Raw genomic sequence first — 23,841 nt, 5'->3', positions numbered from 1 at the left:
AAAGAGGTCGCCCGCCACGCATCCAATGCGGGGCGGGCGACGGCTACATCCATGTAACGGCGTCCTTGCCGGATCCTGTGGAGCATCCCGCTCCTCGACCTGCACCGACGCTCCTTGCCCCGGTGCGGGCGATGGGTGGCTCAGCGCTGCTGCGCCGCGCCCTTGGCCGGCGTCCCCGACGCGCGCTGGGCGGTCTGCTGCTGGCGCGCCATCGGCGACCCCAGCTCGATCCGGTCCCGGTTGTTCTCAACCGTACGCAGACCGATGCCCTTGACCATGGCCAGTTGCTCGGCGCTGCGGAACGGCCCGTTCTCGTCCCGGTAGGCCACGATCGCCTCGGCCTTGGACGGCCCGATGTTGTGCAGCACCCGGGCGAGGGTCGTGGCATCGGCGGTGTTGACGTTGACCTTCTCGACCCCGTCTGCGCCGAAGGCCGAACCGGCCATCAACAGCGAGAGGACGAGAGCGGCGATGAGGGCTTTGAACGGCTTCATGGCGAACTCCTTGGCGATTGGGTGGATTCCTTTCCCGACTGGCGATCTGTCATCCCTGTCGGTGTTGCCAGTCTCCCCAACGCCATGGACACAGCCTATCCGCCTGTCCGCCGTCGCGAAGCAGGCCGACTCCCCAATTTCGTGTAGGAAAAGTCCTACAACGCCCGCGCGGTAGAATGGCTGCTTACGCCGCAAGTGGAGCTCGCGCCATGGATACCCGCCGCACCGACCGTTTCGTCGGCGCCAAATGGGACGACGAGATCGTCCCGCAGCTTGTCGAATACATCCGTATCCCGAACAAATCGCCGATGTTCGACGCCGATTGGGTGGCCAACGGCCACATGGAGCGCGCCGTCGAGCTGATGGCCGGTTGGGCTGGCGCCCAGGCGATCCCCGGCATGCAACTGGAGGTGGTGCGTCTGGAAGGCCGCACGCCGCTGATCTTCATCGAGATCCCGGCCGCCAACGGCGGCAGCAATGACGATTGCGTGCTGCTGTACGGGCATCTGGACAAGCAGCCGGAGATGACCGGCTGGGACGATGACCTCGGTCCCTGGCAGCCGGTGCTGCGCGACGGCAAGCTCTACGGCCGCGGTGGCGCGGACGACGGCTATGCAATCTACGGCTCGCTGACCGCGATCCTGGCGCTGCACGAGCAGGGCCTGCCGCACGCGCGCTGCGTGGTGCTGATCGAGGCCTGCGAGGAATCGGGCAGCTACGATCTGCCCGCCTACGTCGACCACCTCGCCGACCGCATCGGCAAGCCATCGCTGGTCGTCTGCCTGGACTCGGGCTGCGGCAACTACGACCAGCTGTGGTGCACCACGTCACTGCGCGGCCTGGCCGGCGGCAACCTGACGGTCAAGGTGCTCGACGAGGGCGTGCACTCGGGCGACGCGTCGGGCGTGGTGCCCTCGAGCTTCCGCCTGCTGCGTCAACTGCTGTCGCGCATCGAGGACGAGAAGACCGGCCGGATCCTACCCGAGGGGCTGCATGCCGACATCCCGGCCGAGCGGCTGGAGCAGGCGCGCCGCGCTGCCGAGGTGCTCGATACTGCGATCTACGACAAGTTCCCGCTGACCGGCGCGCTGCGTCCGATGTTCCCGGTCGGTGCCGACGGCAAGGTCACCGAGGACCTCGCCGAGCTCGTGCTCAACCGCACCTGGCGTCCGGCGCTGTCGGTGACCGGCGTCGACGGGCTGCCGTCGCTGCAGTCGGCCGGCAACGTGCTGCGCCCGCACACCGCGGTCAAGCTCTCGCTGCGCCTGCCGCCCACGGTCGACGGCAAACAGGCCGGTGAGCTGCTGCAGCAGGCGCTGACCCAGGATCCGCCCAACGGCGCGACGGTCACGTTGGCGCTGGAGAAGGCCGCGACCGGCTGGAATGCGCCGGCGATGTCGCCGTGGCTGTCGGAGGCGATCGAGGCGGCCAGCCAGGCGTTCTTCGGCAAGCCGGCGATGTACATGGGCGAAGGCGGCTCGATCCCGTTCATGGGCATGCTGGGCGAGAAGTTCCCCGGTGCGCAGTTCATGATCACCGGCGTGCTCGGTCCGCACTCCAACGCCCACGGGCCGAACGAGTTCCTGCACATCGAGATGGGCAAGCGGGTCACTGCCTGCGTGGCCCGGGTGATTGCCGAGCATCACCACGCCAGCCAGCGCGGCGAGACCTCGGGATCGGCAGTCGCTGCCGACAGCGGCCAGCGTCACGGCGACCACGGCTGCTGCTGATCGCGGCGACTGCTGATCCCGACACGGGACGGTGCTGCGGCACCGTCCCGTCGCGCGCACTGTCGCGGCGCCCCGCACCGCGCTAAGGTCGGGCGCCCACCCCTTCGATTGCGCGCATCATGAGCTGTCGTCTGCCGTCGATCGCCGTGCTCGTCCTGGCGCTGGCCGCGGGCCTCGCCTGTCGCGATGCTGCCGCGCAGGACACGACCCTGCGCAACGCGTCGTTCGATCCGACCCGCGAGTTCTACGTCGACTACAACCGTGCGTTCGCCTCGTACTGGCGCCAGCGCACCGGCGAGACCGTCGACGTGCGCATGCACCATGGCGGTTCGGGTGAGCAGGTGCGGGCGATCGTCGACGGGCTGTCCGCAGACGTGGCGACCCTGGCACTGGCTGCGGACATCGATGCCCTCGCCGGGGCCGGCCTGCTGGATCCGGACTGGCGCACGCGCCTGCCCCATGACAGCGTGCCCTACACCTCGACCGTCGTCCTGCTCGTGCGCAAGGGCAACCCGCAACGGATCCACGACTGGAGCGATCTGGTACGGCCCGGCGTGGGCGTGGTCACGCCCGACCCGCGCACCTCCGGCGGCGGGCGCTGGAACTATCTCGCCGCGTGGGCCTGGGCCTCGCGCACGTATCGCGACGGCACCCAGGTGCTGGACTGGATGCGGCGTCTGTTCGCCCATGTCGTCGTTGCCGACGCCGGCGCGCGCGCGGCGACCCGATCGTTCGTCGAGGGCGGTCACGGCGACGTGCTGCTGGCCTGGGAGAGCGAGGCGCTGCGCCTGCTCGCCGATCCGCACACCAGCCAGGCGCTGGAGATCGTCTATCCGAGCCTGAGCATCCGGGCCGAGCCGCAAGTCGCGCTGATCGACCGCAATGTCAATGCGCACGACACCCGCGCGTGCGCAGACGCCTACCTGCGGTACCTGTACTCGCCGACCGGGCAACGGCTCGCCGCGCAACACCACTACCGGCCTTCCGACCCGAGCCAGGTGCCGGCCTCGCAGCGTGCGCGCTTCCGCGCCGTGCCGATGGTGACGGTCGATGCGGCATTCGGTGGCTGGCAACACGCCCAGCGGATGCACTTCGCCGCCGGCGGGCTGTTCGACCACGTGGTCGGCCCCGCACGCTGAGCATCCGGTGATCGAGCCCACATCGCGGCGCCCCGGTAAGCTGACGGCCCCATCGCGCGAGCAGGCCGCCACCTTGCTTCCCTCCTTCCCCACTCCCGCAGCACGGATGCGCACGCCCGATACGAGCGCCGCCCGATGAAGGCACTGATCTTCGCTGCCGGCCTCGGCGAACGCATGCGGCCGCTGACCGACCACACCCCCAAGCCGCTGTTGGTCGTGGGCGGCAAGCCGCTGATCGTCTGGCACCTGGAGCATCTTGCCACCGCAGGCGTGCGCGAGGTCGTCATCAACGTCTCGTGGCTGGCCGACTGCTTCGCGCCCGTCCTGGGCGATGGCGAACGCTGGGGCCTGCAACTGCACTATTCGCACGAGGGCACCCCGCCGCTGGAAACCGGGGGCGGCATGCTGCAGGCGTTACCGTTGCTGGGCGAGGCACCGTTCCTGGCGATCAATGGCGACATCTGGAGCGACCACGATCTCGCATCGCTGCCGCGCGAGCCGGCCGGCGACGCGCACCTGGTCTTGGTCGACAACCCGGCGCACCACAGCGAAGGCGACTTCGTGCTCGAAGGCGACCGCGTGCACGCGTCGGGGCCGGACCGGCTGACCTTCGCCGGCATCGGGATCTACCGCCCGGCGTTGCTGCGGGGATGGCGCGACATCATCGGCGACGCGCCGGGGGCCGATGCCACGCCGCCACGGTTCCGCCTGGCGCCGCTGCTGCGCGCGGCAATGGCGCGGGGCGCGGTCTCGGGCGAGCACCACCGCGGCGCCTGGACCGACGTCGGCACGCCCGAACGGCTCGCCACGCTCGACGCCGCCCTCATCCAAGCGCGCTGATCTCGCAAAAAAAAACTCCTCCTCCGCCTGGGCATGCGGAGGAAGAGTTTTGCGGTGACGGCCCAACAGGCCGTCGGTCAGATCAGCGGCGTCGGCATGGTCGGGATGACGACCGGCGCGCTCTTCTTGGCACGCTTGGCAGGTGCACGCTTGGCAGGCGCCTTCTTGGCCGCCGTCTTCGTGGTCTTGCGAGCAGCCGCCTTCTTGGCGGTCTTCTTGGTCGCCTTCTTCGCCGCAGTCTTCTTGGTCGCAGCCTTCTTCGTCGCGGCCTTGCGGGTGGCGGTCTTCTTGGTGGCGCTCTTGCGCGTGGCCGACTTCTTGGCGGTCTTCTTGGTGGCCTTCTTGGCAGCGGACTTCTTGGTCGCCTTCTTGGTGGCCTTCTTCGCAGCCGACTTCTTGGTCGCCTTCTTGGTGGCCGACTTCTTGGTCGTAGCCTTCTTGGCGGTCTTCTTGGTGGCCTTCTTCGCAACCTTCTTGGTCGCCTTCTTCGCGGCCTTGGCGACCTTCTTCGTCGCCTTGCTGGCCTTGCTCACGGCCTTCTTGGCAGCGGACTTGCGGACGGTCTTCTTGGCCGCCTTCTTGGCGGTGGTCTTCTTTGCAGCTTTCTTCGTGGCCATGGGATGGCTCTCCTCGTCAGTGGACTTGCATGTACAGCTGCCCAGTACTCAAAACGGCGCGCGGGAGTCGGACCCGCGTGCACCCGTCGACGCGCCCTGCGCATCGGGACGGATTCGGTCGGAAGGTCGTCGCATGAGCGACAGCATCCCGGTGATGCGAAGGCACCCGCGTCGCACGCGACGGGGTGCCGGATTCGATGTCGGGGAATTGCGGCGGAGATGCTGCCCGCATCCACCTTGTGATGTTCCTGGCGGAGGTCCGAGTTGTGCAGCGCGTTGTTGTCGGGGCTCGACTCACTCGTTTGATAGCGGGCGTGTGTTGCCGCGAAACCTAATCACGGTTTTTTCCACTGTCAACAGGCGGACATGCTTTTGTCGCGCCCGATCTCCGACCTCCGTCGCGGCGGTGATGCGCACGAGACGGATCGCTTGCTGACGTGACCCGCGGCGTGCGCGATCGGCCGTCGCATGCAAAGCGACGAAAGTGCTTGAAACAAGCACTTTGCACGACAGTCGTCCGGCATTGCGATGTCCACCGAGCACGCGCAAGCGACGCGGTGCGGTGTGGTGAAACATTCATCACCGCGCCAACCGGCCGGTGAACGCGATGTAGACACGGACCGGCCGATGCGTCGCCGCAACATCGGTTTGCGCGAAAAGTGCGCGACGCATTCGCCCCGCGACACCTCGCACAAGACACCTCGACCGGCATCGCCACGACGACCGACGATGAGAGACCAACCAACGACCGACGACCGACGACAAAGGACAGAGGACAGAGGACAGAGGACAGAGGACAGAGGACAGAGGGTCGACCGTCGAAGTCGGACTTTGCGCATCTGCCCCGATGCCGGAGCACAAGCCGCGGTGCGTGAGTCGCCATTCGCACATGCGCATCTGGCCGAACGTGGGCGCGTACCGGAACCACTGGGAACGAGACCTGACAGCGGCCTATCTCGCACCGCCTGCTTGCCGGATGATGCAGGGAAACAACCAAAAAAAACGCGCCCCTTGGGGCGCGCTTTGGTGAACACGGATCGCGAGGCGGCCTTAGTCGGCCTCCTCCTCCAGCAGTTCGGCGTAGTCGTCGGGCGAGAGCAGATCGGCGAGCTGGTCGGGATCGTCGAGCTCGATGACGAACAGCCAGCCTTCGCCGAAGGCGTCTTCGTTGATGGTCTCGGGCTTGTCGGCGAGCGAGGCGTTGACCGCCGCGATCTTGCCCGACACAGGGGCATACACGTCCGAGGCCGCCTTGACCGACTCGACCACGGCGACGCCGTTGCCGGCCTCGACGGTGTCGCCGACGGCGGGCAGTTCGACGTACACCAGGTCGCCGAGCAGGCCCTGGGCATGGTCCGAGATGCCGACGGTGACCTTGCCGTCGCCTTCGACACGGACCCATTCGTGTGACTTCAGAAACTTCAGGTCGCCAGGGATTTCGCTCATTGTCGGCTCCGGTGAAAACGTGACTGCGGGAAAGTGGCGCTAGTGTAAGCCAAGGGTCTTGCGGTGGATCAGATGCCGTCGACGACCCGGCCGTTGCGCACGAACGGGAATGCGACCACGCGCACGGGCACCTGGCGGCCGCGGATGTCGACGGTCACCTCGCCCGGCTCGCCGGCCGGCACGCGGGCGAACGCGATCGCCTTGCCGATCGTCGGCGAGAACGTCCCCGACAGGATCTCGCCCTGCCCCTGGGCGGTGGTCACCGTCTGGCCGTGGCGCAGCACGCCCTTGTCGTCCATGACCAGGCCGATCATCTGCCGCGGCGCGGCCGTGCTGTGCTGTTCGAGCAGCGCGCGGCCGTTGAATGCGCGGCCTTCGTCGAGCGCAACCGTCCAGCCGAGCGCAGCCTCGTAGGGCGAGACCGTCTCGTCCATGTCCTGGCCGTAGAGCGCGAGCCCGGCTTCCAGGCGCAGGGTGTCGCGCGCGCCCAGGCCAGCCGGCACGACGCCGGCGGCGTGCAGCGCCTCCCACAGCGCGACGGCATGGCGCTCATGGACGACGATCTCGAAGCCGTCCTCGCCGGTGTAGCCAGTGCGCGCGACGAACAGGTCGCCGAACGGCGTGGCCTCGAGTTCAGCGGCGGCGAAGCGGCCGAGCTTGTCGAGCACCAGCGCGTCGACCTGCCCGAGCAGCCCGGCAACCTTGGCCCGCGCCTGCGGTCCCTGCACGGCGATCATCGCCAGCTCCGGACGCTCGCTGACCTCCACCTCGAACCCGGCGGCCTGCGCCTGGATCCACGCCAGGTCCTTGTCGCGGGTGGCGGCATTGACGACCAGGCGGAACCAGTCATCGGCCATGAAGTAGACGATCAGGTCGTCGATGATCCCGCCTTCGGGCGTGAGCATGCAGGTGTAGAGCGCCTTGCCCGGGCTCTTGAGCTTGTCGACCGAGTTGGCGACGAGCTGGCGCAGGAATGCGCGGGTCTGCGCACCGCGCAGGTCGACCACGGTCATGTGGCTGACGTCGAACATGCCGGCATCGCGCCGCACATGGTGGTGCTCCTCGATCTGGGAGCCGTAGTTGAGCGGCATGTCCCAGCCGCCGAAGTCGACCATGCGCGCGCCCAGGGCGCGGTGCGATGCGTTGAGGATGGTCTTCTGGGTCATGTTGGACTGCCGGCTCGCCTGCGGAAAGGCGGCATTATCGCAGGTCGGCGGCGTCACCGGCCGCCTCCTGGAACAACGAGATCAGGCGACTTCGACGTGCAGATTCACCCCGTCGGTACCGACGATGCGCACCGGGGTGCCGGCCGGCAGGTCGGCCCCCTCGACGACCCAGAAGGCATCGCCGATCTTGACCCGCCCGCGCCCGGCCACGATCGCCTGATCGAGTGGCACGACGCGACCGACGTGCTGGGACGCGCGCCGGTTGAGCGTGGGGTGGTCGCTCGGACGCTCACGCTTGCGGAACCAAGTGCGGTACACCAGCACCGACACGAAGCTGAGCACGACGAACAGCGCGACCTGCGGCAGCAATGCGAGGCCCGGCACCAGCAGCGCGACGACGAACACCGCCGCGGCGGCGAATCCCATCCACAGCAGGAACGCGCCGGGCACCAGGGTCTCGGCCGCCATCAGCAGCAGCGCGACCGCAGCCCAGCCGACGACGTCCGCGCGCAGCCAGTCCATGTCAGAGCCCGCCGCGCTGCGGTGCCGGCGCACGCGCCGGTGCTTTCTGATTCTGGCCCAATGCCTCCTTGGCCAACTCGCCGATGCCGGCAATCGAGCCGATGATGCCGCTGGTCTCCATCGGCATCAGCACGAACTTCTGGTTCGGCGCCGTCGCCAGCTTCTCGAACGCTTCGACGTACTTCTGCGCGACGAAGTAATTGATCGCCTGCACGTCACCGTTGGCGATCGCGTTGGACACCATTTCGGTCGCCCGTGCCTCCGCCTCGGCCAGACGCTCGCGCGCCTCGGCCTCGCGGAACGCGGCTTCCTTCTGGCCCTCGGCCTGCAGGATGGCGGCCTGCTTGTCGCCCTCGGCGCGCAGGATCTCCGACTGCCGATGGCCTTCGGCCTCGAGGATGACGGCGCGGCGTTCGCGCTCGGCCTTCATCTGGCGCGCCATCGAGTCGACCAGGTCGCGCGGCGGCTGGATGTCGCGGATCTCGATGCGGGTGACCTTGATGCCCCAAGGGTTGGTGGCGTGGTCGACGACGTTGAGCAGCTGGGCGTTGATCGTCTCACGGTTGCTCAGCGACTCGTCGAGGTCCATCGAGCCGATCACCGTGCGGATGTTGGTCTGCACCAGCGCGATCGTCGCGATCTCCAGGTTCGAGACCTCGTAGGCCGCCTTGGCCGCGTCGAGCACCTGGAAGAACACCACACCGTCCACGCGCACGACCGCGTTGTCCTTGGTGATGACGTCCTGGCTGGGCACGTCGAGCACCTGCTCCATCATGTTGATCTTGCGGCCGACCCCGTAGACGATCGGGATCAGGAAGTGCAGACCCGGTGCCATCGAATGGGTGTACTTGCCGAAGCGCTCGACGGTCCACTCGTAGCCCTGCGGCACCATGCGCACCGTCTTGAACAACACGATGACGCCAGCGAGCGCGAGCACCACCGCCAGAAACAATCCCGTTCCCATGCGTTTCCCCTATTCGATCCGCGGACATCCGCGCTGGACCGAGTATAGGGCGGGCCGTCGTGACGCGCGGTCGCGATCCATCGCGGCCGGCAGTGGCTTGCGGCATCCCTGCCGCAAGCCGGGTGCAAGCGTGCCGCGCAGCGCCCGTTACGGCGTGGCGGTCGTCACCCAGGCCTCGAACACCGCATCGATCTGGGCATCGGTCACCGTGCCGCCGTCCTGCACGGTCTGCGCCTGTTCGAACAGCGGCACGATCAACGCCATGCCGTCGATCTTCGTCTTCAGCTGCACCCCCTCGGGCGCGGCCAGGCGCCGCTCCCAGCGCTCGCGCACGCGGGCCCAGTACGCCTGGGTGGCGTCCCAGTAGGCGTAGGCGGGCGAGAAGTCGATCGCCGTGGTCTTGACGTAGTCGTTGAAGCCGAACTCGCGCACCAGCTGTGCGGTCGGCCGGCCCTGCGCGTCGCGCACGGTCTTGGTGTTGTCCTGCTCGTGGGTCCAGCCGCCGGGCACGATCGTGTGACGGTTGATCGCCTCCAGCGCGTTGTAGTCGCTGCGCTTGGTGTACTCGCGGCGCGGCAGCGGGCGCCAATCCGCGTCCGAGGTCCAGGTCGAGATGCCGCCGGCGTGCACCCAGCGCCCGCTGCCGCAGTAGCGCGGCGCATCGCTGACTTCGTAGACGCACTGCGTCCAGCCACCGCGGACGAGCTCGGCCGGCACCTCGCGCTGCTGCCAGGTCTGGTCGGCGGTGAACTCCCAGCGCGTCGGCGCCTCGTAGTGCCAGTCCTGGCGCCAGTGCTTGACCACGTGTCCGCTCTTGACGTCGAGCAGCAGGTGCTGGAGCACGATGCGGTCGGGGGCGTCCTCGACCACGATCACGACCTCGTCGCCGCCGCTGTCCTTGGCGGCGACACGCTCGTAGCCCGGCGCCAGCACAGCGGTCTCCTCGAACGAGAAGCGCACGGTGTACTCGCCCTGCATCGCGAGAATGGCGGCACGGTCGGCGGCGGGGTCGTGGGCTGGCGTTGCGGTGGCGGACACTGCGAAGGCCGGGGCCAGCAGCAGGACGAACGCCAGGGCGGCGGCTTGCGGATTCATGCAGGTTCTCCGAAAACAGGTGGGAAACGGGCGTACGTGGGCGAGGACGCGGCGAGGCGGCATCGCCTGGCGGACTCGGCAGGATCGGGGGCCGACAATGGGGCTCGGTGGGCGGCACCTTCGGAGAATGCCGGGCCCGGGGCGATGCCGTAGGCGCGGACAATCTGCCGCGCGCAGTCGGCGCCCAACGGCGAGATCGCTGCCAGACTGGCGACCAGCATCGCGGCGCCGTCGATCGTCGTGCAGGCAGGCGTCATCGCATGGAAGCGCAGGACGCTTGCCTGCCACCCCCCGATCCACAGCCGCTGCGCCAAGCCGTGCCACAGGCGCTCGGCCAGGCCGGCCGGTGCACTGCGGGCGAGCGGGTAGCGCTCGACAAGCGCCTCCCATGCCAGGAAATCGCTGTCGGGCAGCAGATGCAGTTGCCAGCAGCAGGCGTCTTGGGCATCGAAGAACAACAGGTGCTCGCGCATGCCGTCACCATCGAGCGCGCGATGGGCCTCGACGCGGCGCGCCCGCGACCAACCGCCGAGCTCGCTCGCCGCCCCGGGCCGGTGCAGGCACAACACCGCGCCCAGGGTCGCCAGTTGCGCCGGCGTCGGCGGCGACGTCGCGACGACATCGTCCGTCGACGCCGCAGGCACGATCGCCGCCGCGCGCGCCATGATCAGAAATCGACCGCGAAACTGACCGCCAGGCTGCGCCCTGGTGCGGTGTAACGGTCGAAGGTGGTCGAGGTGGCGGCGACCAGCGGGACGTTGCCTGCCGGCCAGTACTTGCGGTCGGCGAGGTTGAGCACGCCCAGGTTGACCGTGGTGCCGGGCGCGAACGTCCAATGGGCGTAGAGGTCGAGCACCGCGTGGCCTGGCGTCTCCCGGTAACCGCCGGACGTGCTGGCCGGCGGCAGGCGGTCGCGACGGCCGGCGAAGCGCGCGGCCAGTTCAGCGCCCCAGCTGTCGCCCTCGAAAGCCAGGCCCAGCGCGGCGGTCAGCGGGTCGACACTGGCCAGCGGATCGCCCGTGGTGCGATCCTCGCCGCGCGACCAGGCCGCCGCGCCGCGCAGCGACCAGCCCGCGAGCGCTGGCGCCACTGCATCGAGGTCCAGTCCGCCCTTGAACTCCACGCCCCAGATGCGCGCGTCGTCGACATTCTGCGACTGGTAGACCATCAGGCCGCTGGCCGGATCGATGCCGACGAACCGCGTGGACTCGATGAAATCGTCGTACGTGTTGTAGTACCCGGTCAGGCTGGCATAGGCCGATCGGCCGGCGAAGCGCAGACCCAATTCCAGGCCGTCGCTGGTCTCCGGGCGCAGGTCCGGATTGGGGATCGCGGTGTAGCCGAAGGCGAAGTTGGTGAAGCCGATGTTGACGTCGTTGTACGGCGGCGCGCGGAAGCCGGCGGCATAGCCGCCGAACAGCGACCAGGCCTCGGCGAAATGCCAGACTGCGCCGAGCTTGGGCGACACCCGGGTCTTGCGGATGTCGGCGACCTGCGTGGTCGGGTTGTCCTCGCGGAAGATTGTGTCGACCTCGGGCTCGAGCCGGTAGTGGTCGACCCGGACCGCGGGCACCAGGCGGAAGGCGCCGTCGGCGAACGCGATCTCGTCCTGCACGTAGAGCGCAGCCTTGGTGGTGTCGCTGATCGGGAAATCGCGGACCGGGAAGACGTCCGGACTGATGACGTTGGTCACCGTGCCGGTCGTGAGATTGGTCGCCCGCCCATCTCGCTTCTGACGCGTCTCGGATTTCGACACGTCGAGCCCCCAGCTCAGGTCGTGGACGACGCGCTGTCCCAGAGACTTGCGGAAGTTCGCCTGCAGGCCGTACTCGCGCTGGTCGAAATCGAAGGCGCGCTCGCGCAACACCGGATTGACCGGTGCCCCACCGACCAGCGAAGACCGACGTTCCTCGGTCCGCTGAAGTGTCTCGCTGTCCTGGCGATAGACCTGCCAGTCGATCGCATCGGCGAAGGCGTTGTCCAGGCCGACGATCTCATGCCCGAACGACACCCGCGCACGGCTCTGGTGATCCTTGCCAACCTGCGACTGCACCCGCGCCGATGCCGGCACACCGGGCATCATCACGACATCACCATGCGCACTCAGCACGTCGGTCTCGACGTCGTCCTCGTTGCCCTCGACCGTCAGCCGGAAGCGTTGCCGGGCATCAGGGGCGAACACCGCCTTGGCCAGCACGCTGCGGCCGTTGGCCGATTGCGGGTTGGCCTGCGTGCGGGCGCTGCCCTCGCCGCCCACCTCGCCCATGGTCTCGGTCTCCTTGCCCTGGCGATGGCCGACCGCCACCAGGCCGGACCAGCGCGCGCCGCCGAACGCGGCGGTGGCATTGGCGAACAGGCCTTCGTCAGCGGTGGTCGCGCCGAGCTTGAAGCCGAAGTACGCATCGCGCCCGTCGGCCAAGTAATCGGCCGGGTCCTTGGTGACGAACGAGACCACGCCGCCGAGCGCGTCCGAGCCATAGAGCGAGCTCGTCGGTCCACGCACGACCTCGACCCGCTTGAGCGTGTCGGGATCGACGAAGTTGCGGTTGGCGTTGGAGAAACTGCCGATGGCGAACGCATCGGAGACCGCGATGCCGTCGGTCTGGATGCGCACGCGGTTGCCGCCCAGACCGCGGATGCGGATGTCCGACAGCCCGAAGCGACCGATGTTGTGGCCGACCGTCACGCCGGGCTCGTAGCGGAACAGGTCGGCGATGTCGCGCACCAGCAAGATGTCCATGCGCGCGCGATCGATCACGTCGACGGTATTGGGCACGTCGACGATCGCGCGCTCGGTGCGGGTGGCGGTGACGACGATCCGGTCGAACTCGGCCGCAGCCGGCGCGGCGGCGTCGATGGCGCTGTCGGGGGCGGCCAGTGCGGCGAACGGAGCCAGGCCCAGGGCCAGGGACACAGAAAGCGGGTGAAGGCGCATGCGCAGACTCGTGCTTGGAGGGCGACGGCTGGCTGGCGGGCGCGGGGAGAGGAACGCGCGGGCGGGCGACCGGAGAGATGGTTGGATGGACGGGGACCGCCGCTGGGGGACGGCGGCACCGGTCGACGGCGGGCTTACTTGGTCAGGATCAACTTGTCATTGCGGGTGTGGCGCAGGCGGTAGATCTCGTTGCCGTGACGGATCTGCAGTTCACGCTGGCCGCGCAGCAGCTGCGCGCTGTCGAGCTCGATCGGCTCGGGGGCACGGGCATCGTGGGCACGGGCCAGGCGATGCACGTTGTGGCCATCGGCCGAATCGCGGGCGGGAACGGAATCGCGGAGCTGGGGCGCAAGCATGGTCGGTTCCTCGGGATCGGGCCTCCAATGCTAGTGATTCTCATTTCCCAGTCAAGCCCCGTACGCGCGGTCCGACAGACAGCCACGCGTGTCTCAGTCCGCCAGCGCGTCCACCCGGGCCCACAGGCCGTTGTCGGGCAACGCCGCCAGCTCGAGCGCCTGCAGGTTCTCGATCAACTGCTCCACCCGGCTGGCGCCCAGCAGCACCGTAGACACGTGCGGATTGCGCAGACACCAGGCGATCGCCAGCGGCGCAGGCGCGACGCCCAGCTCGGCCGCCAATGCGACGAACCGCGCCGCGCGTGCCACCCGGTCCGCATTCCCCAGCAACTCGCGCTGCAACCAACCCAGCTCCGGCTGCGCCAGTCGGCTGTCGGCCGGCACGCCGCCGGCGTACTTGCCGGTCAACAGGCCCGAGGCCAGCGGCGACCACGTGGTCGCCCCCAGTCCGAGCTCGGCATACAGCGGGGCGTACTCCAGCTCGACCCGCTCGCGCCGCAGCAGGTTGTACTCGGGCTGCTCCATCGTCGGGCCGTGCAGGTGGTGCGTGCGCGCGATCTGCGCGGCCTCGCGGATCGCGGTCGCCGGCCATTCGGACGTGCCCCAGTACAGCACCTTGCCCTGGCGAATCAGCGTGTCCATCGCCCACACGGTCTCGGCGATCGGGGTGTCGGGATCGGGCCGGTGGCAGAAATAGAGGTCGAGATGATCGACCCGCAGCCGCCGCAACGCGGCGTCGCAGGCATCGCGCACGTGCTTGCGCGACAGGCCCCGCTGGGTGGGCCGGGGATCGCTCGCCGCGCCGAAGAACACCTTGCTCGACACGCAATAGCCATCGCGCGGCAGGCGCAGATCGGCGATCACATCGCCCATGACCCGTTCCGCCTCGCCGTTGGCATACCCTTCCGCGTTGTCGAAGAAGTTGATGCCGTGGTCCCAGGCCGCGGCCACCAGCTCGCGCGCCTGGCCCCGGCCGACCTGACGCCCGAACGTGGTCCAGGCGCCGAACGAGAGCGCCGAGAGCTGCAGGCCAGAGGTGCCGAGACGACGGTAATGCATGGGCGGGTTCCTCGCGGTCGGGCGCACCAGTGTATGCAAGCCGCGCCGACGCGCCGCCGGTCCGGCCCGACACACCGCGCCGACGGCGCCACGGGCCTGAACGACACCGCCTTCACATCGCCCGTGGTTGCCCGTGCCGGCCCGCTGCACTAGGCTGCGCGACTTGTCGACGGGCCTGGGGGCCACGATGGAAGACCTGACGCGGATCGGCTTCGGCCTGTTCGGACTCGCCGTGCTGCTCGCGATCACGTGGCTGTTCTCCAACAACAAGCGCGCCGTCGACTGGAAGCTGGTCGCCACCGGCGTCACCTTGCAGATCGCGTTCGCCGCGGTCGTGCTGCGCGTGCCCGGCGGGCGCGAGGTGTTCGACGCGCTGGGCCACGGCTTCGTCAAGGTACTCTCGTTCGTCAACGCCGGCTCGGAGTTCATCTTCGGCAGCCTGATGAACGTGGAGACCTACGGCTTCATCTTCGCGTTCCAGGTGCTGCCGACGATCATCTTCTTCGCCGCGCTGATGGGCGTGCTCTACCACCTGGGCGTGATGCAGGCGATCGTGCGGGTCATGGCGCTGGCGATCACCAAGGTCATGCGGGTCTCGGGCGCCGAGACCACCAGCGTCTGCGCCAGCGTCTTCATCGGCCAGACCGAGGCGCCGCTGACCGTGCGCCCGTACATCTCGCGGATGACCGAGTCGGAGCTGATCACGATGATGATCGGCGGCATGGCGCACATCGCCGGCGGTGTGCTCGCCGCGTATGTGGGCATGCTCGGCGGCGGCAACCCCGAGGAGCAGGCGTTCTACGCCAAGCACCTGCTGGCCGCCTCGATCATGGCCGCACCGGCGACGCTGGTCATCGCCAAGATCCTGATCCCCGAGACGCGCGAGCCGCTGACCCGTGGCACGGTCAAGATGGAGGTCGAGAAGACCACCGGCAACATCATCGATGCCGCGGCCGCCGGCGCCGGCGACGGCCTGCGCCTGGCACTGAACATCGGCGCGATGCTGCTGGCCTTCATCGCGCTGATCGCGATGATCAACTGGCCGCTGGAATGGATCGGCGAGGCCACCGGCCTGGCCGAAGCGATCGGTCGCCCGACCAACCTGGCGACGATCTTCGGCTTCGTGCTCGCCCCGATCGCCTGGCTGATCGGCGTGCCGTGGCAGGACGCGTCGGTGGTGGGCTCGCTGATCGGCCAGAAGATCGTCATCAACGAATTCGTCGCGTACCTGCAGCTGGCCGACATCGTCAACGGCCGCGTCGAGGGCATGGCGCTGACCGAGCAGGGTCGCCTGATCGCGACCTATGCGCTGTGCGGCTTCGCGAACTTCAGCTCGATCGCGATCCAGATCGGCGGCATTGGCGGCCTGGCCCCCGACCGCCGCCAGGACCTGGCGCGGTTCGGCCTGCGCGCGGTGCTCGGCGGCACCATCGCCACGCTGATGACCGCGACGATCGCCGGCGTGCTGACTTACATCGGCGCCTGACGCCGGATCACTGCGAAAGCGGGACAGAGAGGATGTGCGCGTGAGTCGTGTCGTCGTCGTCGGGTCGTTCAATGTCGACCATGTCTGGAACTGCAGCACCCTGCCGCGCCGCGGTGAAACGCTCAGCGGCCGCTACCACACCGGGCCGGGGGGCAAGGGCTTCAATCAGGCTGTTGCCTCGACCCGGGCGGGCGCGCAGACCACCTTCCTGTGCGCGCTGGGCGACGATGACGGCGGCCGCCAGGCGCGCGCACTCGCCCAGGCCGACGGGATCGCGATGCGCGTGCGCGAGAGCAGCCGCCCGACCGGCACGGCCGGCATCTATGTCGACGAGGCCGGCCACAACACCATCGTCATCGGCGCCGGCGCCAATGGCGACCTGTGCGCCTCCTGGGTCGGCCGGCAGGCCGAAGCCCTGGCCGGCGCCCGGGTGCTGCTGACCCAGCTCGAATCCCCGCTCGACAGCGTGCTCGAAGCGATGCGCCTGGCGCGCGCCGCCGGCACCTCGACGATGCTCAACCCGGCGCCGGCCAACGCACAGTGCCTGCGCGAACTGCTTGCCGCGGCCGACATCCTCACGCCGAACGAGACCGAGTTCGCCGGCCTGCTCGAGCGCCATACCAGCCATCGCATCGACAGCGAAGCAATCGCCGGCACTGCCGACGCGCAGTTGCATCGCTGGTGTCGCACGCTGTTGCCGCGCGGCACGGTGGTGATCACGCTCGGCGCCGCCGGTGCGTTCGTCTCCCACCGCGAGGACCTGACCCGCGGCGATACGCGGCCGTTCTATCGCGTACCGGCCGACAAGGTCGAGCCGGTCGACACCACCGGCGCGGGCGATGCTTTCAATGGCGCACTGGCCGCCTCGCTCGCCGGTGACCCGGCGGCGCCGTTCGACAGCCACGTGCGCTTCGCCGCGCACTACGCGGGACGTTCGACCGAGCGCGTCGGGGCCGCTGCGGCGATGCCGCACCTGCGCCCCACGACGGACTGACGACACCACACGCGCTACCCTCGCCCGGCCGCGGCGCCGAGGATCGCGGCGGAGTCCTGCCGATGTCCTGTGGTTCACGTTCTGCGCCGCTGCGTGCCGGCGCCGGCCTGGCGATCGCACTCGTCCTGGCCGCCTGCAGCCCGGCCGACCCTGCGCCGGCACCCGCGTCGCCGGGCGCAGCGTCGACTGCGGTCGATTCCGCGAACGCCGCTGTCACGCCCGTGACCGAGACGGCGGCGCCGGCGCGGGCGGACGAACACGACACGGCGCCGGATGACTGGCGCGCGCAGGCCTGGCCGGCCGACCGCGAGACCATCCTCGCCGAGCCCACGTTCGACCTGGCGCTCGACGACCACGATCCGGTGCTCGCCGATGCGCGACAGGCGCTGGCGCTGGCCGGCAGCGGACGTCCACTGGGCACGATCACCGGCGCATGGCAGGTCCGCTCGCTGCAGTTCGACGGCCGCGGCGGCGCCTATGCCTATCCCTGGTTCGACGCCACGATCGCGCGCCAAGACGGCGTGCTGACATTCGTCAAGACGAGCGGTTCGCAGCGCCGGCAGGGCCAGTTGTTCCCGATCGACCGCAGCACGCTCGCGTTCCTGGGCTCACAGTCGGTCAACGACGACCCCTCGCCCGGTTACAGCCGCCACTGGCCCACGCCACCGGCAGCGCGCGTCGAGGGCGACAGCGTCGGCCGCCTGGTGCGCACCGGCGAGAGTGAACTGCTGATGGTGCTCGACGTGGACGGCCCGCGCTTCGAGCTCTACCAGCTGCGCCGCTGAACCCGGGCGCCAAGCGCGACCGGGGCTCGCCGATCGGCGACAATGGGCGCATGCAGATCGGTCCCTACCGCATCGAACCCAATGTGGTGCTGGCCCCGATGGCCGGCGTCACCGACAAGCCGTTCCGGCAGCTGTGCAAGCGCCTGGGCGCTGGCCTGGCGATGTCGGAGATGACGATCAGCGATCCGCGCTTCTGGCGCACCGAAAAATCGCTGCGCCGCATGGACCACGACGGCGAACCGGCACCGGTCGGCGTGCAGATCGCCGGCACCGAGCCGGCCATGCTCGCCGAGGCGGCGCGCCACAACGTTGCGCACGGCGCGCAGATCGTCGACATCAACATGGGCTGCCCGGCCAAGAAGGTCTGCAACGCCTGGGCCGGCTCGGCGCTGATGCAGGACGAGGCGCTGGTCGCACGCATCCTGCAGGCGGTGGTCGCCGCGGTCGAGGTGCCGGTGACACTGAAGATCCGCACCGGCTGGTGCGCGGCGCATCGCAATGCGCCGACGATCGCGCGTATCGCGCAGGACGCGGGCATCGCCGCCCTCGCCGTCCACGGCCGCACCCGCGACCAGCACTACACCGGCAGCGCCGAGTACGACACGATCGCAGCGATCAAGGCGCACCTGTCGATCCCGGTGATCGCCAACGGCGACATCGACTCGCCGGAAAAAGCACAGGCGGTACTGCGTCACACCGGATGCGACGCGGTCATGGTCGGTCGCGCGGCGCAGGGCCGGCCCTGGATCTTCCGCGAGATCGCGCACTTTCTCGCCACCGGCCACCACCTGCCGCCGCCATCGTTGCAGGAGATCCGCGACATCCTGCTCGGCCACCTCCAGGCGCTGCACGCGTTCTACGGCGAAACCTCCGGCGTGCGCATCGCACGCAAGCATCTGGGCTGGTACGCGAAGGACCGGCCGGAGCATCATGCCTTTCGCGCCGTGGTCAACCGCGCCGATACCGTGCAGGAGCAACTCGCGCTCACACGCGCCTACTTCGACGCGCTCATCGCGGGCGAGGCGCAACCGACGCTGGCCGCCTGACAGGCCGCGGTCGCACGCCCGGCGTCAGTGGCTGCCGATGGCCGAGCGGTCTGCCGCTTCCGGTACCGGCGGCTCGTGCCACATCCGCGCCCAGGTCGCCTTCCACGTCGCCCCCAGGTCACGCGCCATCGGCGCCTGGGTCGGCGGCAACGCGGCCCAGCCTGCGGCGGTGCGCTCGGCGACGGTGAAGCGGAAGAAGTAGTCGGGTTCGTTGCCCATGCGCAGGTCGCTGAGCTGCAGCCGACCCTCGACGACCGTCGCGCCCATGAAGCCGTGGTTGAACCAGGCCAGCCGCTGCACCGCCGGCAGCGCGGCATTCGCCCGCAGGGCGGCAACGTCGGACGGATAGGCTGCAAATTGCATCGGGCCGCGGTCGGCGACCAGCGACCGGAACCCCTCGACATAACCGTCCGGCGTCATCGCGACCACCCGCCACAGCACGGTGTTGCCCGGCATCGGCACCGAGAAGCGCGGCGCGTCCGCCAGGCCCAGCGCCGCCAGAGCATGGTTGGCCTCGCGGTCGACGCATGACTTGGCGACCAGCGACCAGCCCAGATACGCCGTGCTCAACGCCAGCCCGACCGCCAGCGCGCGGCCGCCGACCCGGCGCGCGCCGGCAAACGCCGCGACCAGCACGCCGATCAGCAACCAGATCGTATACAGCGGATCGATGATGAAGACGCTCGACCACATCGCCGGCGGCGGCCGGAACGGCCACAGCAACTGCGTGCCATAGACCGTGAACGCATCGAGCAGCGGGTGCGTGACCAACGCGAGCTGGATCGCCCAGAACCAACGCCCCGGCGAGGCCGCGACCCGGCCGTTGCCGTAGCGGCGCAGTGCCCACCACAGCGCGGCGGCGGCGAGCGGCAGGACCAACAACGAATGGGTGATCCCGCGATGCAGGGTCATCCGCAGCACCGGGTCATCGGTCAGCAGCGCGATCACCAGACCATCAAGGTCGGGCACGGTGCCCAGCGCAGCACCAGCCAGCAACGCCGCCCGGCGATGCGCCGCCGGCACGACGGCCGCGGCGACCGACGCACCGAGGACGATCTGGGTCAGGGAATCCATGGTGCAGGGCGTTCCTTGGTTGCATCGCGTGGCAGTCGCCGATTGTCGCGAGCATGCGGGGCGGCGGCAAACCCGTCTTCGCCGCTGTCGCCCCCCCCTTAACTCTCCGGCAACACACAGGACGACAAGATGCGTTGTGCAGGCCGGGGGTGTATCATTCGCGGCCATCTTTTCATCCGAATATAGGGATATAGCCCTGATGTCCAGCTATCTCTTCACGTCCGAGTCCGTCTCCGAAGGCCATCCGGACAAGATTGCCGACCAGATCTCCGATGCCGTGCTCGACGCGATCCTGGCCCAGGACAAGCGCGCGCGCGTGGCGTGCGAGACGCTGGTCAAGACCGGCGTGGCGATCGTCGCCGGCGAGGTGACGACCAGTGCGTGGATCGACCTGGAGGCGCTGACCCGCAAGGTGATCCTGGACATCGGCTACGACAGCTCCGACGTCGGTTTCGACGGCGAGACCTGCGGCGTGCTGAACCTGATCGGCAAGCAGTCGCCCGACATCAACCAGGGCGTGGACCGCAAGAAGCCCGAGGAACAGGGCGCCGGCGACCAGGGCCTGATGTTCGGCTACGCGACCAACGAGACCGACAGCCACATGCCGGCCGCGATCCACCTGTCGCACCGTCTGGTCGAGCGCCAGGCGCAGGTGCGCAAGAAGAAGAACTCGCCGCTGCCGTGGCTGCGCCCCGATGCCAAGAGCCAGGTCACGCTGCGCTACGAGGACGGCAAGGCGACCGCGATCGATGCGGTCGTGCTGTCGACCCAGCACGATCCGGGCGTCAAGCAGAAGGACCTGATCGAGGCGGTGCGCGAGGAGATCATCAAGCCCGTGCTGCCGGCCAAGTGGCTGCACAAGGGCACCAAGTTCCACATCAACCCGACCGGCAAGTTCATCATCGGCGGGCCGGTGGGCGACTGTGGCCTGACCGGCCGCAAGATCATCGTCGACACCTACGGTGGCTGGGCCCGTCACGGCGGCGGCGCGTTCTCGGGCAAGGATCCGTCGAAGGTCGACCGCTCGGCCGCCTACGCCGCGCGCTATGTCGCCAAGAACGTGGTCGCGGCCGGCCTGGCCGACCGCTGCGAGGTGCAGGTGTCGTACGCGATCGGCGTCGCCGAGCCGACCTCGATCTCGGTGACCACGTTCGGCACCGGCAAGATCCCCGACGCGCAGATCGAGAAGCTGATCCGCCGCCACTTCGACCTGCGCCCCTACGGCATCATCCAGATGCTCGACCTGATCCACCCGGTGTACCAGCGCACCGCCAGCTACGGCCACTTCGGCCGCAAGCCGCAGCAGGTCAGCTACACCGACGGCGCGGGCGAGCAGCACACCGCCACCGCGTTCTCGTGGGAGAAGACCGACCGCGCCGAGGCCCTGCGCGCCGACGCCAAGCTCAAGTAAGGCCGGCGCCTTCCACCGCTTCGCCACGACGGGCCGCGCAAGCGGCCCGTCGTCGTTTATGGCCACCCGTCTGCGCAAGCGACATACCCGCTTCGGCCGCCCCAGCTCCCCGGAGCTCGGCGGCGGCCGTCTCACCCGGCGTGCACTGCCCTGGCGACATGCTATGTCCGGCCGCATGGTGCGGCGCCAGGGACAGCCAGGGGACGCTTCTTCGATGTCAGCCAGTTACGACGAGATGCGCGACGCCCAGGGCGCGGTCCGGCCGCACTACCGCGCGTTCGAAGACTGGCTGCAACGCACTCCGCCCGAGCAGGTTGCGCACAAGCGGCGCGAGGCGGAGATCTCGTTCCACCGCGTCGGCATCACCTTCTCGGTCTACGGCGAGGACTCGGGCACCGAGCGTCTGATCCCGTTCGACATCGTGCCCAGGATCGTGCCGGCCGCCGAGTGGCGGATGCTCGAGGCCGGGCTGCGTCAGCGGGTCCACGCGCTGAACCTGTTCCTGGGTGATGTCTACGGGCCGCAGCGCATCCTGCGCGATGGCCGTATTCCGGCCGCGCTGGTCCTCGACAACAGCGAGTACCGCAAGGAGATGCAGGGCCTGCAGGTCGCCTGCAACACCTATTCGCACGTCTCGGGCATCGACCTGGTGCGCGCCGGCGACGGCGAGTATTACGTGCTCGAGGACAACCTGCGGGTCGCCTCGGGCGTGTCGTACATGCTCGAGAACCGGCGGATGATGGCGCGCCTGACGCCCGAGCTGTTCTCCAGCCAGCAGATCGCGCCGGTCGAGCGCTACCCCGACGCACTGCTGGACGTGCTGCGCGAATGTGCGCCGGCCAATATCGACAACCCGGTGGTGGCCGTGCTCACGCCGGGCGCGGCGAACTCGGCTTACTTCGAGCATGCGTTCCTCGCCCAGCAGATGGGCGTGGAACTGGTCGAGGGTGCCGACCTGTTCGTGCAGAACGACATGGTCTATGCGCAGACCACGCGTGGCGCGCAGCGCGTGCACGTGATCTACCGCCGCATCAACGATGACTTCCTCGACCCGACGGTGTTCCGGCCCGAATCGATGCTCGGCGTGCCCGGGCTGTTCGGCGCCTACCGCGCCGGCAACGTGACCCTGGCCAATGCGCCGGGCACCGGTGTGGGCGACGACAAGTCGGTGTACCCGTTCGTGCCGGAGATGATCCGCTACTACCTCAGCGAAGAGCCGATCCTGCACAACGTGCCGACCTGGCAGCTGCGCAATCCCGATGACCTGAAGTACACGTTGGCGCACCTGCCCGAGCTCGTGGTCAAGGAAGTCCACGGCGCCGGCGGCTACGGCATGCTCGTCGGCCCGGCGTCGACGAAGGCCGAGATCGAGGCATTCCGCGCCCGCATCCTCGCCGACCCGGGCAACTACATCGCCCAGCCCACGTTGTCGCTGTCGACCTGCCCGACCTTCGTCGAAAGCGGGCTGGCACCCCGCCACATCGACCTGCGGCCCTATATCCTCAGCGGCAACCGCATCCAGGTCGTGCCGGGGGGACTGACGCGAGTGGCGCTGCGCGAGGGCTCGCTGGTGGTCAATTCGTCCCAGGGGGGCGGCACCAAGGACACCTGGATCATGGAAAACTAAGGCCGCACGCATGCTCTGTCGCACCGCGAACGATCTGTACTGGGTGGCGCGCAGCATGGAACGCGCCGAGAACACCGCGCGCCTGCTCGATGTCGCGCAGCGTATCGCCTTGTTGCCCGAGCGCCTGGACCGCGGCAAGGCGCAGGCCGCCGCCTGGCGGCGTTCGCTCGACTCGCTGGGGCTGGTGCAGCCGTTCCTCGAGCGTCACGGACGCATCGATGCCGAGGGCGTGGTCGGGCACCTGCTGCTGGCCCCCGACAATCCCAGCTCGATCCACAGCTGCTTCCGCAGCGCACGCGAGAACGCGCGCGCCCAGCGCGTGGCGATCACCTCGGAAATGTACGAGGACCTCAACAGCTCCTGGCTGGAGATCCGCAGGCTCGATGCCGCGCAATTGCGCCGCAACGGGCTGAGCAACACGCTCGAATGGGTCAAGACCCGCTCGGCGTCGTTTCGCGGCATCACGATCGGCACGCTCGGCCGCGGCGAGGGCTACCATTTCCTGCAACTGGGGGCGTTCATCGAGCGCGCCGAATGGTCGATCCGGCTGCTGGACATGATTGCCAGCGACGACGAACTGCCGGAGACCGGCGAGGCGCGCGACGCGGTCCAATACTTCCAGTGGAGCGCGCTGTTGCAGGCGCTGTCGGCGTTCGAGACCTATCGACGGCTCTACCGCGAGTCGGTCAGCCCGGCCGGCGTGGCGGCGCTGATGCTGCTCAACGGCGACAATCCGCGCTCGCTGCAGACCTGCGTCGAGGCGATTTCCTCGATCCTGCAGTCGCTGACCGGCGGGGCATCGGCGGAGGTCGCGCGCCAGGCCGGCGCGCTGGCTGCGCAATCGCGCTACGCCCGCATGGACGAGATCATCGCCGGCGGACTGGAGCCGTGGCTGCAGGACACGATGACCCGGCTGACCCGACTGGGCGCGGAGATCCACCATCAGTTCATGACCACCCGCGCCGTACCGGCACCGGCGCAGACGCAGGTTCAGGCCCCCTGGCAGACCACGGCCTGACGGGTGCCATGCCGCCCGCGCAGCGGGCACAATGGCC

General features: G+C 69.0%; 22 protein-coding genes. 10 read left to right on the top strand and 12 right to left on the bottom strand.

Features of this window, described 5'->3' with window-relative positions; all coding sequences use genetic code 11:
* Positions 1 to 140: 140 nt before the first annotated feature.
* Positions 141 to 494 carry a ComEA family DNA-binding protein gene (locus tag FHW73_RS10865; protein ID WP_183426731.1) on the bottom strand — a complete coding sequence of 118 codons (354 nt, stop codon included), beginning with the start codon at positions 492 to 494 and terminating at the stop codon, positions 141 to 143.
* A gap of 209 nt (positions 495 to 703) precedes the next feature.
* Here FHW73_RS10865 and FHW73_RS10860 point away from each other — a divergent pair, with 209 nt between their 5' ends.
* The 3 genes from FHW73_RS10860 to murU all read left to right on the top strand — a co-directional run bounded on the left by FHW73_RS10860 (position 704) and on the right by murU (position 4,203).
* Positions 704 to 2,224 (top strand): M20 family metallopeptidase, encoded by a 1,521-nt coding sequence (locus FHW73_RS10860; RefSeq protein WP_183426730.1) that lies wholly within the window; start codon positions 704 to 706, stop codon positions 2,222 to 2,224.
* 119 nt (positions 2,225 to 2,343) lie between these two features.
* Positions 2,344 to 3,363 (top strand): sulfate ABC transporter substrate-binding protein, encoded by a 1,020-nt coding sequence (locus tag FHW73_RS10855; RefSeq protein ID WP_183426729.1) that lies wholly within the window; start codon positions 2,344 to 2,346, stop codon positions 3,361 to 3,363.
* Positions 3,364 to 3,498: 135 nt separating this feature from the next.
* Positions 3,499 to 4,203 (top strand): N-acetylmuramate alpha-1-phosphate uridylyltransferase MurU, encoded by a 705-nt coding sequence (gene murU / locus FHW73_RS10850; protein WP_183426728.1) that lies wholly within the window; start codon positions 3,499 to 3,501, stop codon positions 4,201 to 4,203.
* Positions 4,204 to 4,280: 77 nt separating this feature from the next.
* Here the strand turns inward: murU and FHW73_RS10845 are convergent, their stop codons facing one another.
* The 10 genes from FHW73_RS10845 to FHW73_RS10800 form a co-directional block, all read right to left on the bottom strand.
* Positions 4,281 to 4,820 carry a hypothetical protein gene (locus FHW73_RS10845; RefSeq protein WP_183426727.1) on the bottom strand — a complete coding sequence of 180 codons (540 nt, stop codon included), beginning with the start codon at positions 4,818 to 4,820 and terminating at the stop codon, positions 4,281 to 4,283.
* Positions 4,821 to 5,870: 1,050 nt separating this feature from the next.
* Positions 5,871 to 6,266 (bottom strand): glycine cleavage system protein GcvH, encoded by a 396-nt coding sequence (gcvH, locus tag FHW73_RS10840; RefSeq protein ID WP_183426726.1) that lies wholly within the window; start codon positions 6,264 to 6,266, stop codon positions 5,871 to 5,873.
* Between the two features lie 68 nt (positions 6,267 to 6,334).
* Positions 6,335 to 7,432: a glycine cleavage system aminomethyltransferase GcvT gene (gene gcvT / locus FHW73_RS10835; protein ID WP_183426725.1), complete on the bottom strand. Its 1,098-nt coding sequence runs from the start codon at positions 7,430 to 7,432 to the stop codon at positions 6,335 to 6,337.
* An 81-nt stretch (positions 7,433 to 7,513) separates the two neighbouring features.
* Complete coding sequence (locus tag FHW73_RS10830; protein WP_183426812.1) at positions 7,514 to 7,945, bottom strand: NfeD family protein; 432 nt, start codon at positions 7,943 to 7,945, stop codon at positions 7,514 to 7,516.
* A gap of 10 nt (positions 7,946 to 7,955) precedes the next feature.
* Positions 7,956 to 8,918: an SPFH domain-containing protein gene (locus FHW73_RS10825; protein WP_183426724.1), complete on the bottom strand. Its 963-nt coding sequence runs from the start codon at positions 8,916 to 8,918 to the stop codon at positions 7,956 to 7,958.
* A gap of 147 nt (positions 8,919 to 9,065) precedes the next feature.
* Complete coding sequence (locus tag FHW73_RS10820; RefSeq protein ID WP_183426723.1) at positions 9,066 to 10,013, bottom strand: DUF6607 family protein; 948 nt, start codon at positions 10,011 to 10,013, stop codon at positions 9,066 to 9,068.
* Entirely contained in the window at positions 10,010 to 10,678 is a 669-nt protein-coding gene (locus FHW73_RS10815; RefSeq protein ID WP_183426722.1) for a Hemin transport protein, read from the bottom strand. Before FHW73_RS10815 ends, FHW73_RS10820 begins: the two co-directional genes overlap by 4 nt.
* 2 nt (positions 10,679 to 10,680) lie before the next feature.
* Positions 10,681 to 12,948, bottom strand: coding sequence for a TonB-dependent hemoglobin/transferrin/lactoferrin family receptor (locus FHW73_RS10810; RefSeq protein WP_183426721.1), 2,268 nt, complete (start codon positions 12,946 to 12,948; stop codon positions 10,681 to 10,683).
* Between the two features lie 134 nt (positions 12,949 to 13,082).
* Positions 13,083 to 13,304 (bottom strand): hemin uptake protein HemP, encoded by a 222-nt coding sequence (locus tag FHW73_RS10805; RefSeq protein ID WP_183426720.1) that lies wholly within the window; start codon positions 13,302 to 13,304, stop codon positions 13,083 to 13,085.
* A 93-nt stretch (positions 13,305 to 13,397) separates the two neighbouring features.
* Entirely contained in the window at positions 13,398 to 14,363 is a 966-nt protein-coding gene (locus FHW73_RS10800) for an aldo/keto reductase (RefSeq protein WP_183426719.1), read from the bottom strand.
* A 187-nt stretch (positions 14,364 to 14,550) separates the two neighbouring features.
* Here FHW73_RS10800 and FHW73_RS10795 point away from each other — a divergent pair, with 187 nt between their 5' ends.
* The 4 genes from FHW73_RS10795 to dusB all read left to right on the top strand — a co-directional run bounded on the left by FHW73_RS10795 (position 14,551) and on the right by dusB (position 18,674).
* A complete protein-coding gene (locus tag FHW73_RS10795) occupies positions 14,551 to 15,849 on the top strand; it encodes a nucleoside transporter C-terminal domain-containing protein (RefSeq protein WP_183426811.1) in 1,299 nt (432 codons plus the stop codon).
* 40 nt (positions 15,850 to 15,889) lie between these two features.
* Positions 15,890 to 16,843: a ribokinase gene (locus FHW73_RS10790; RefSeq protein ID WP_183426718.1), complete on the top strand. Its 954-nt coding sequence runs from the start codon at positions 15,890 to 15,892 to the stop codon at positions 16,841 to 16,843.
* A 62-nt stretch (positions 16,844 to 16,905) separates the two neighbouring features.
* Positions 16,906 to 17,628, top strand: a complete 723-nt coding sequence (locus tag FHW73_RS10785; RefSeq protein WP_183426717.1) for a DUF4893 domain-containing protein — start codon at positions 16,906 to 16,908, stop codon at positions 17,626 to 17,628.
* 50 nt (positions 17,629 to 17,678) lie between these two features.
* On the top strand, positions 17,679 to 18,674 hold the full coding sequence (gene dusB / locus FHW73_RS10780; RefSeq protein ID WP_183426716.1) for a tRNA dihydrouridine synthase DusB: 996 nt from the start codon (positions 17,679 to 17,681) through the stop codon (positions 18,672 to 18,674).
* A 24-nt stretch (positions 18,675 to 18,698) separates the two neighbouring features.
* Here the strand turns inward: dusB and FHW73_RS10775 are convergent, their stop codons facing one another.
* On the bottom strand, positions 18,699 to 19,748 hold the full coding sequence (locus FHW73_RS10775; protein WP_183426715.1) for a metal-dependent hydrolase: 1,050 nt from the start codon (positions 19,746 to 19,748) through the stop codon (positions 18,699 to 18,701).
* A gap of 199 nt (positions 19,749 to 19,947) precedes the next feature.
* Between FHW73_RS10775 and metK the strand changes: the two genes are divergently transcribed.
* The 3 genes from metK to FHW73_RS10760 all read left to right on the top strand — a co-directional run bounded on the left by metK (position 19,948) and on the right by FHW73_RS10760 (position 23,804).
* Positions 19,948 to 21,159 carry a methionine adenosyltransferase gene (metK, locus tag FHW73_RS10770; protein ID WP_183426714.1) on the top strand — a complete coding sequence of 404 codons (1,212 nt, stop codon included), beginning with the start codon at positions 19,948 to 19,950 and terminating at the stop codon, positions 21,157 to 21,159.
* A 214-nt stretch (positions 21,160 to 21,373) separates the two neighbouring features.
* Positions 21,374 to 22,786, top strand: a complete 1,413-nt coding sequence (locus FHW73_RS10765; protein WP_183426713.1) for a circularly permuted type 2 ATP-grasp protein — start codon at positions 21,374 to 21,376, stop codon at positions 22,784 to 22,786.
* Positions 22,787 to 22,796: 10 nt separating this feature from the next.
* Positions 22,797 to 23,804 (top strand): alpha-E domain-containing protein, encoded by a 1,008-nt coding sequence (locus tag FHW73_RS10760; RefSeq protein ID WP_183426712.1) that lies wholly within the window; start codon positions 22,797 to 22,799, stop codon positions 23,802 to 23,804.
* Positions 23,805 to 23,841 lie beyond the last annotated feature (37 nt).

Source organism: Luteimonas sp. RC10 (genome assembly GCF_014192745.1).
GTDB lineage: Bacteria > Pseudomonadota > Gammaproteobacteria > Xanthomonadales > Xanthomonadaceae > Luteimonas.
This window is presented reverse-complemented; position numbering and strand designations above follow the sequence as displayed.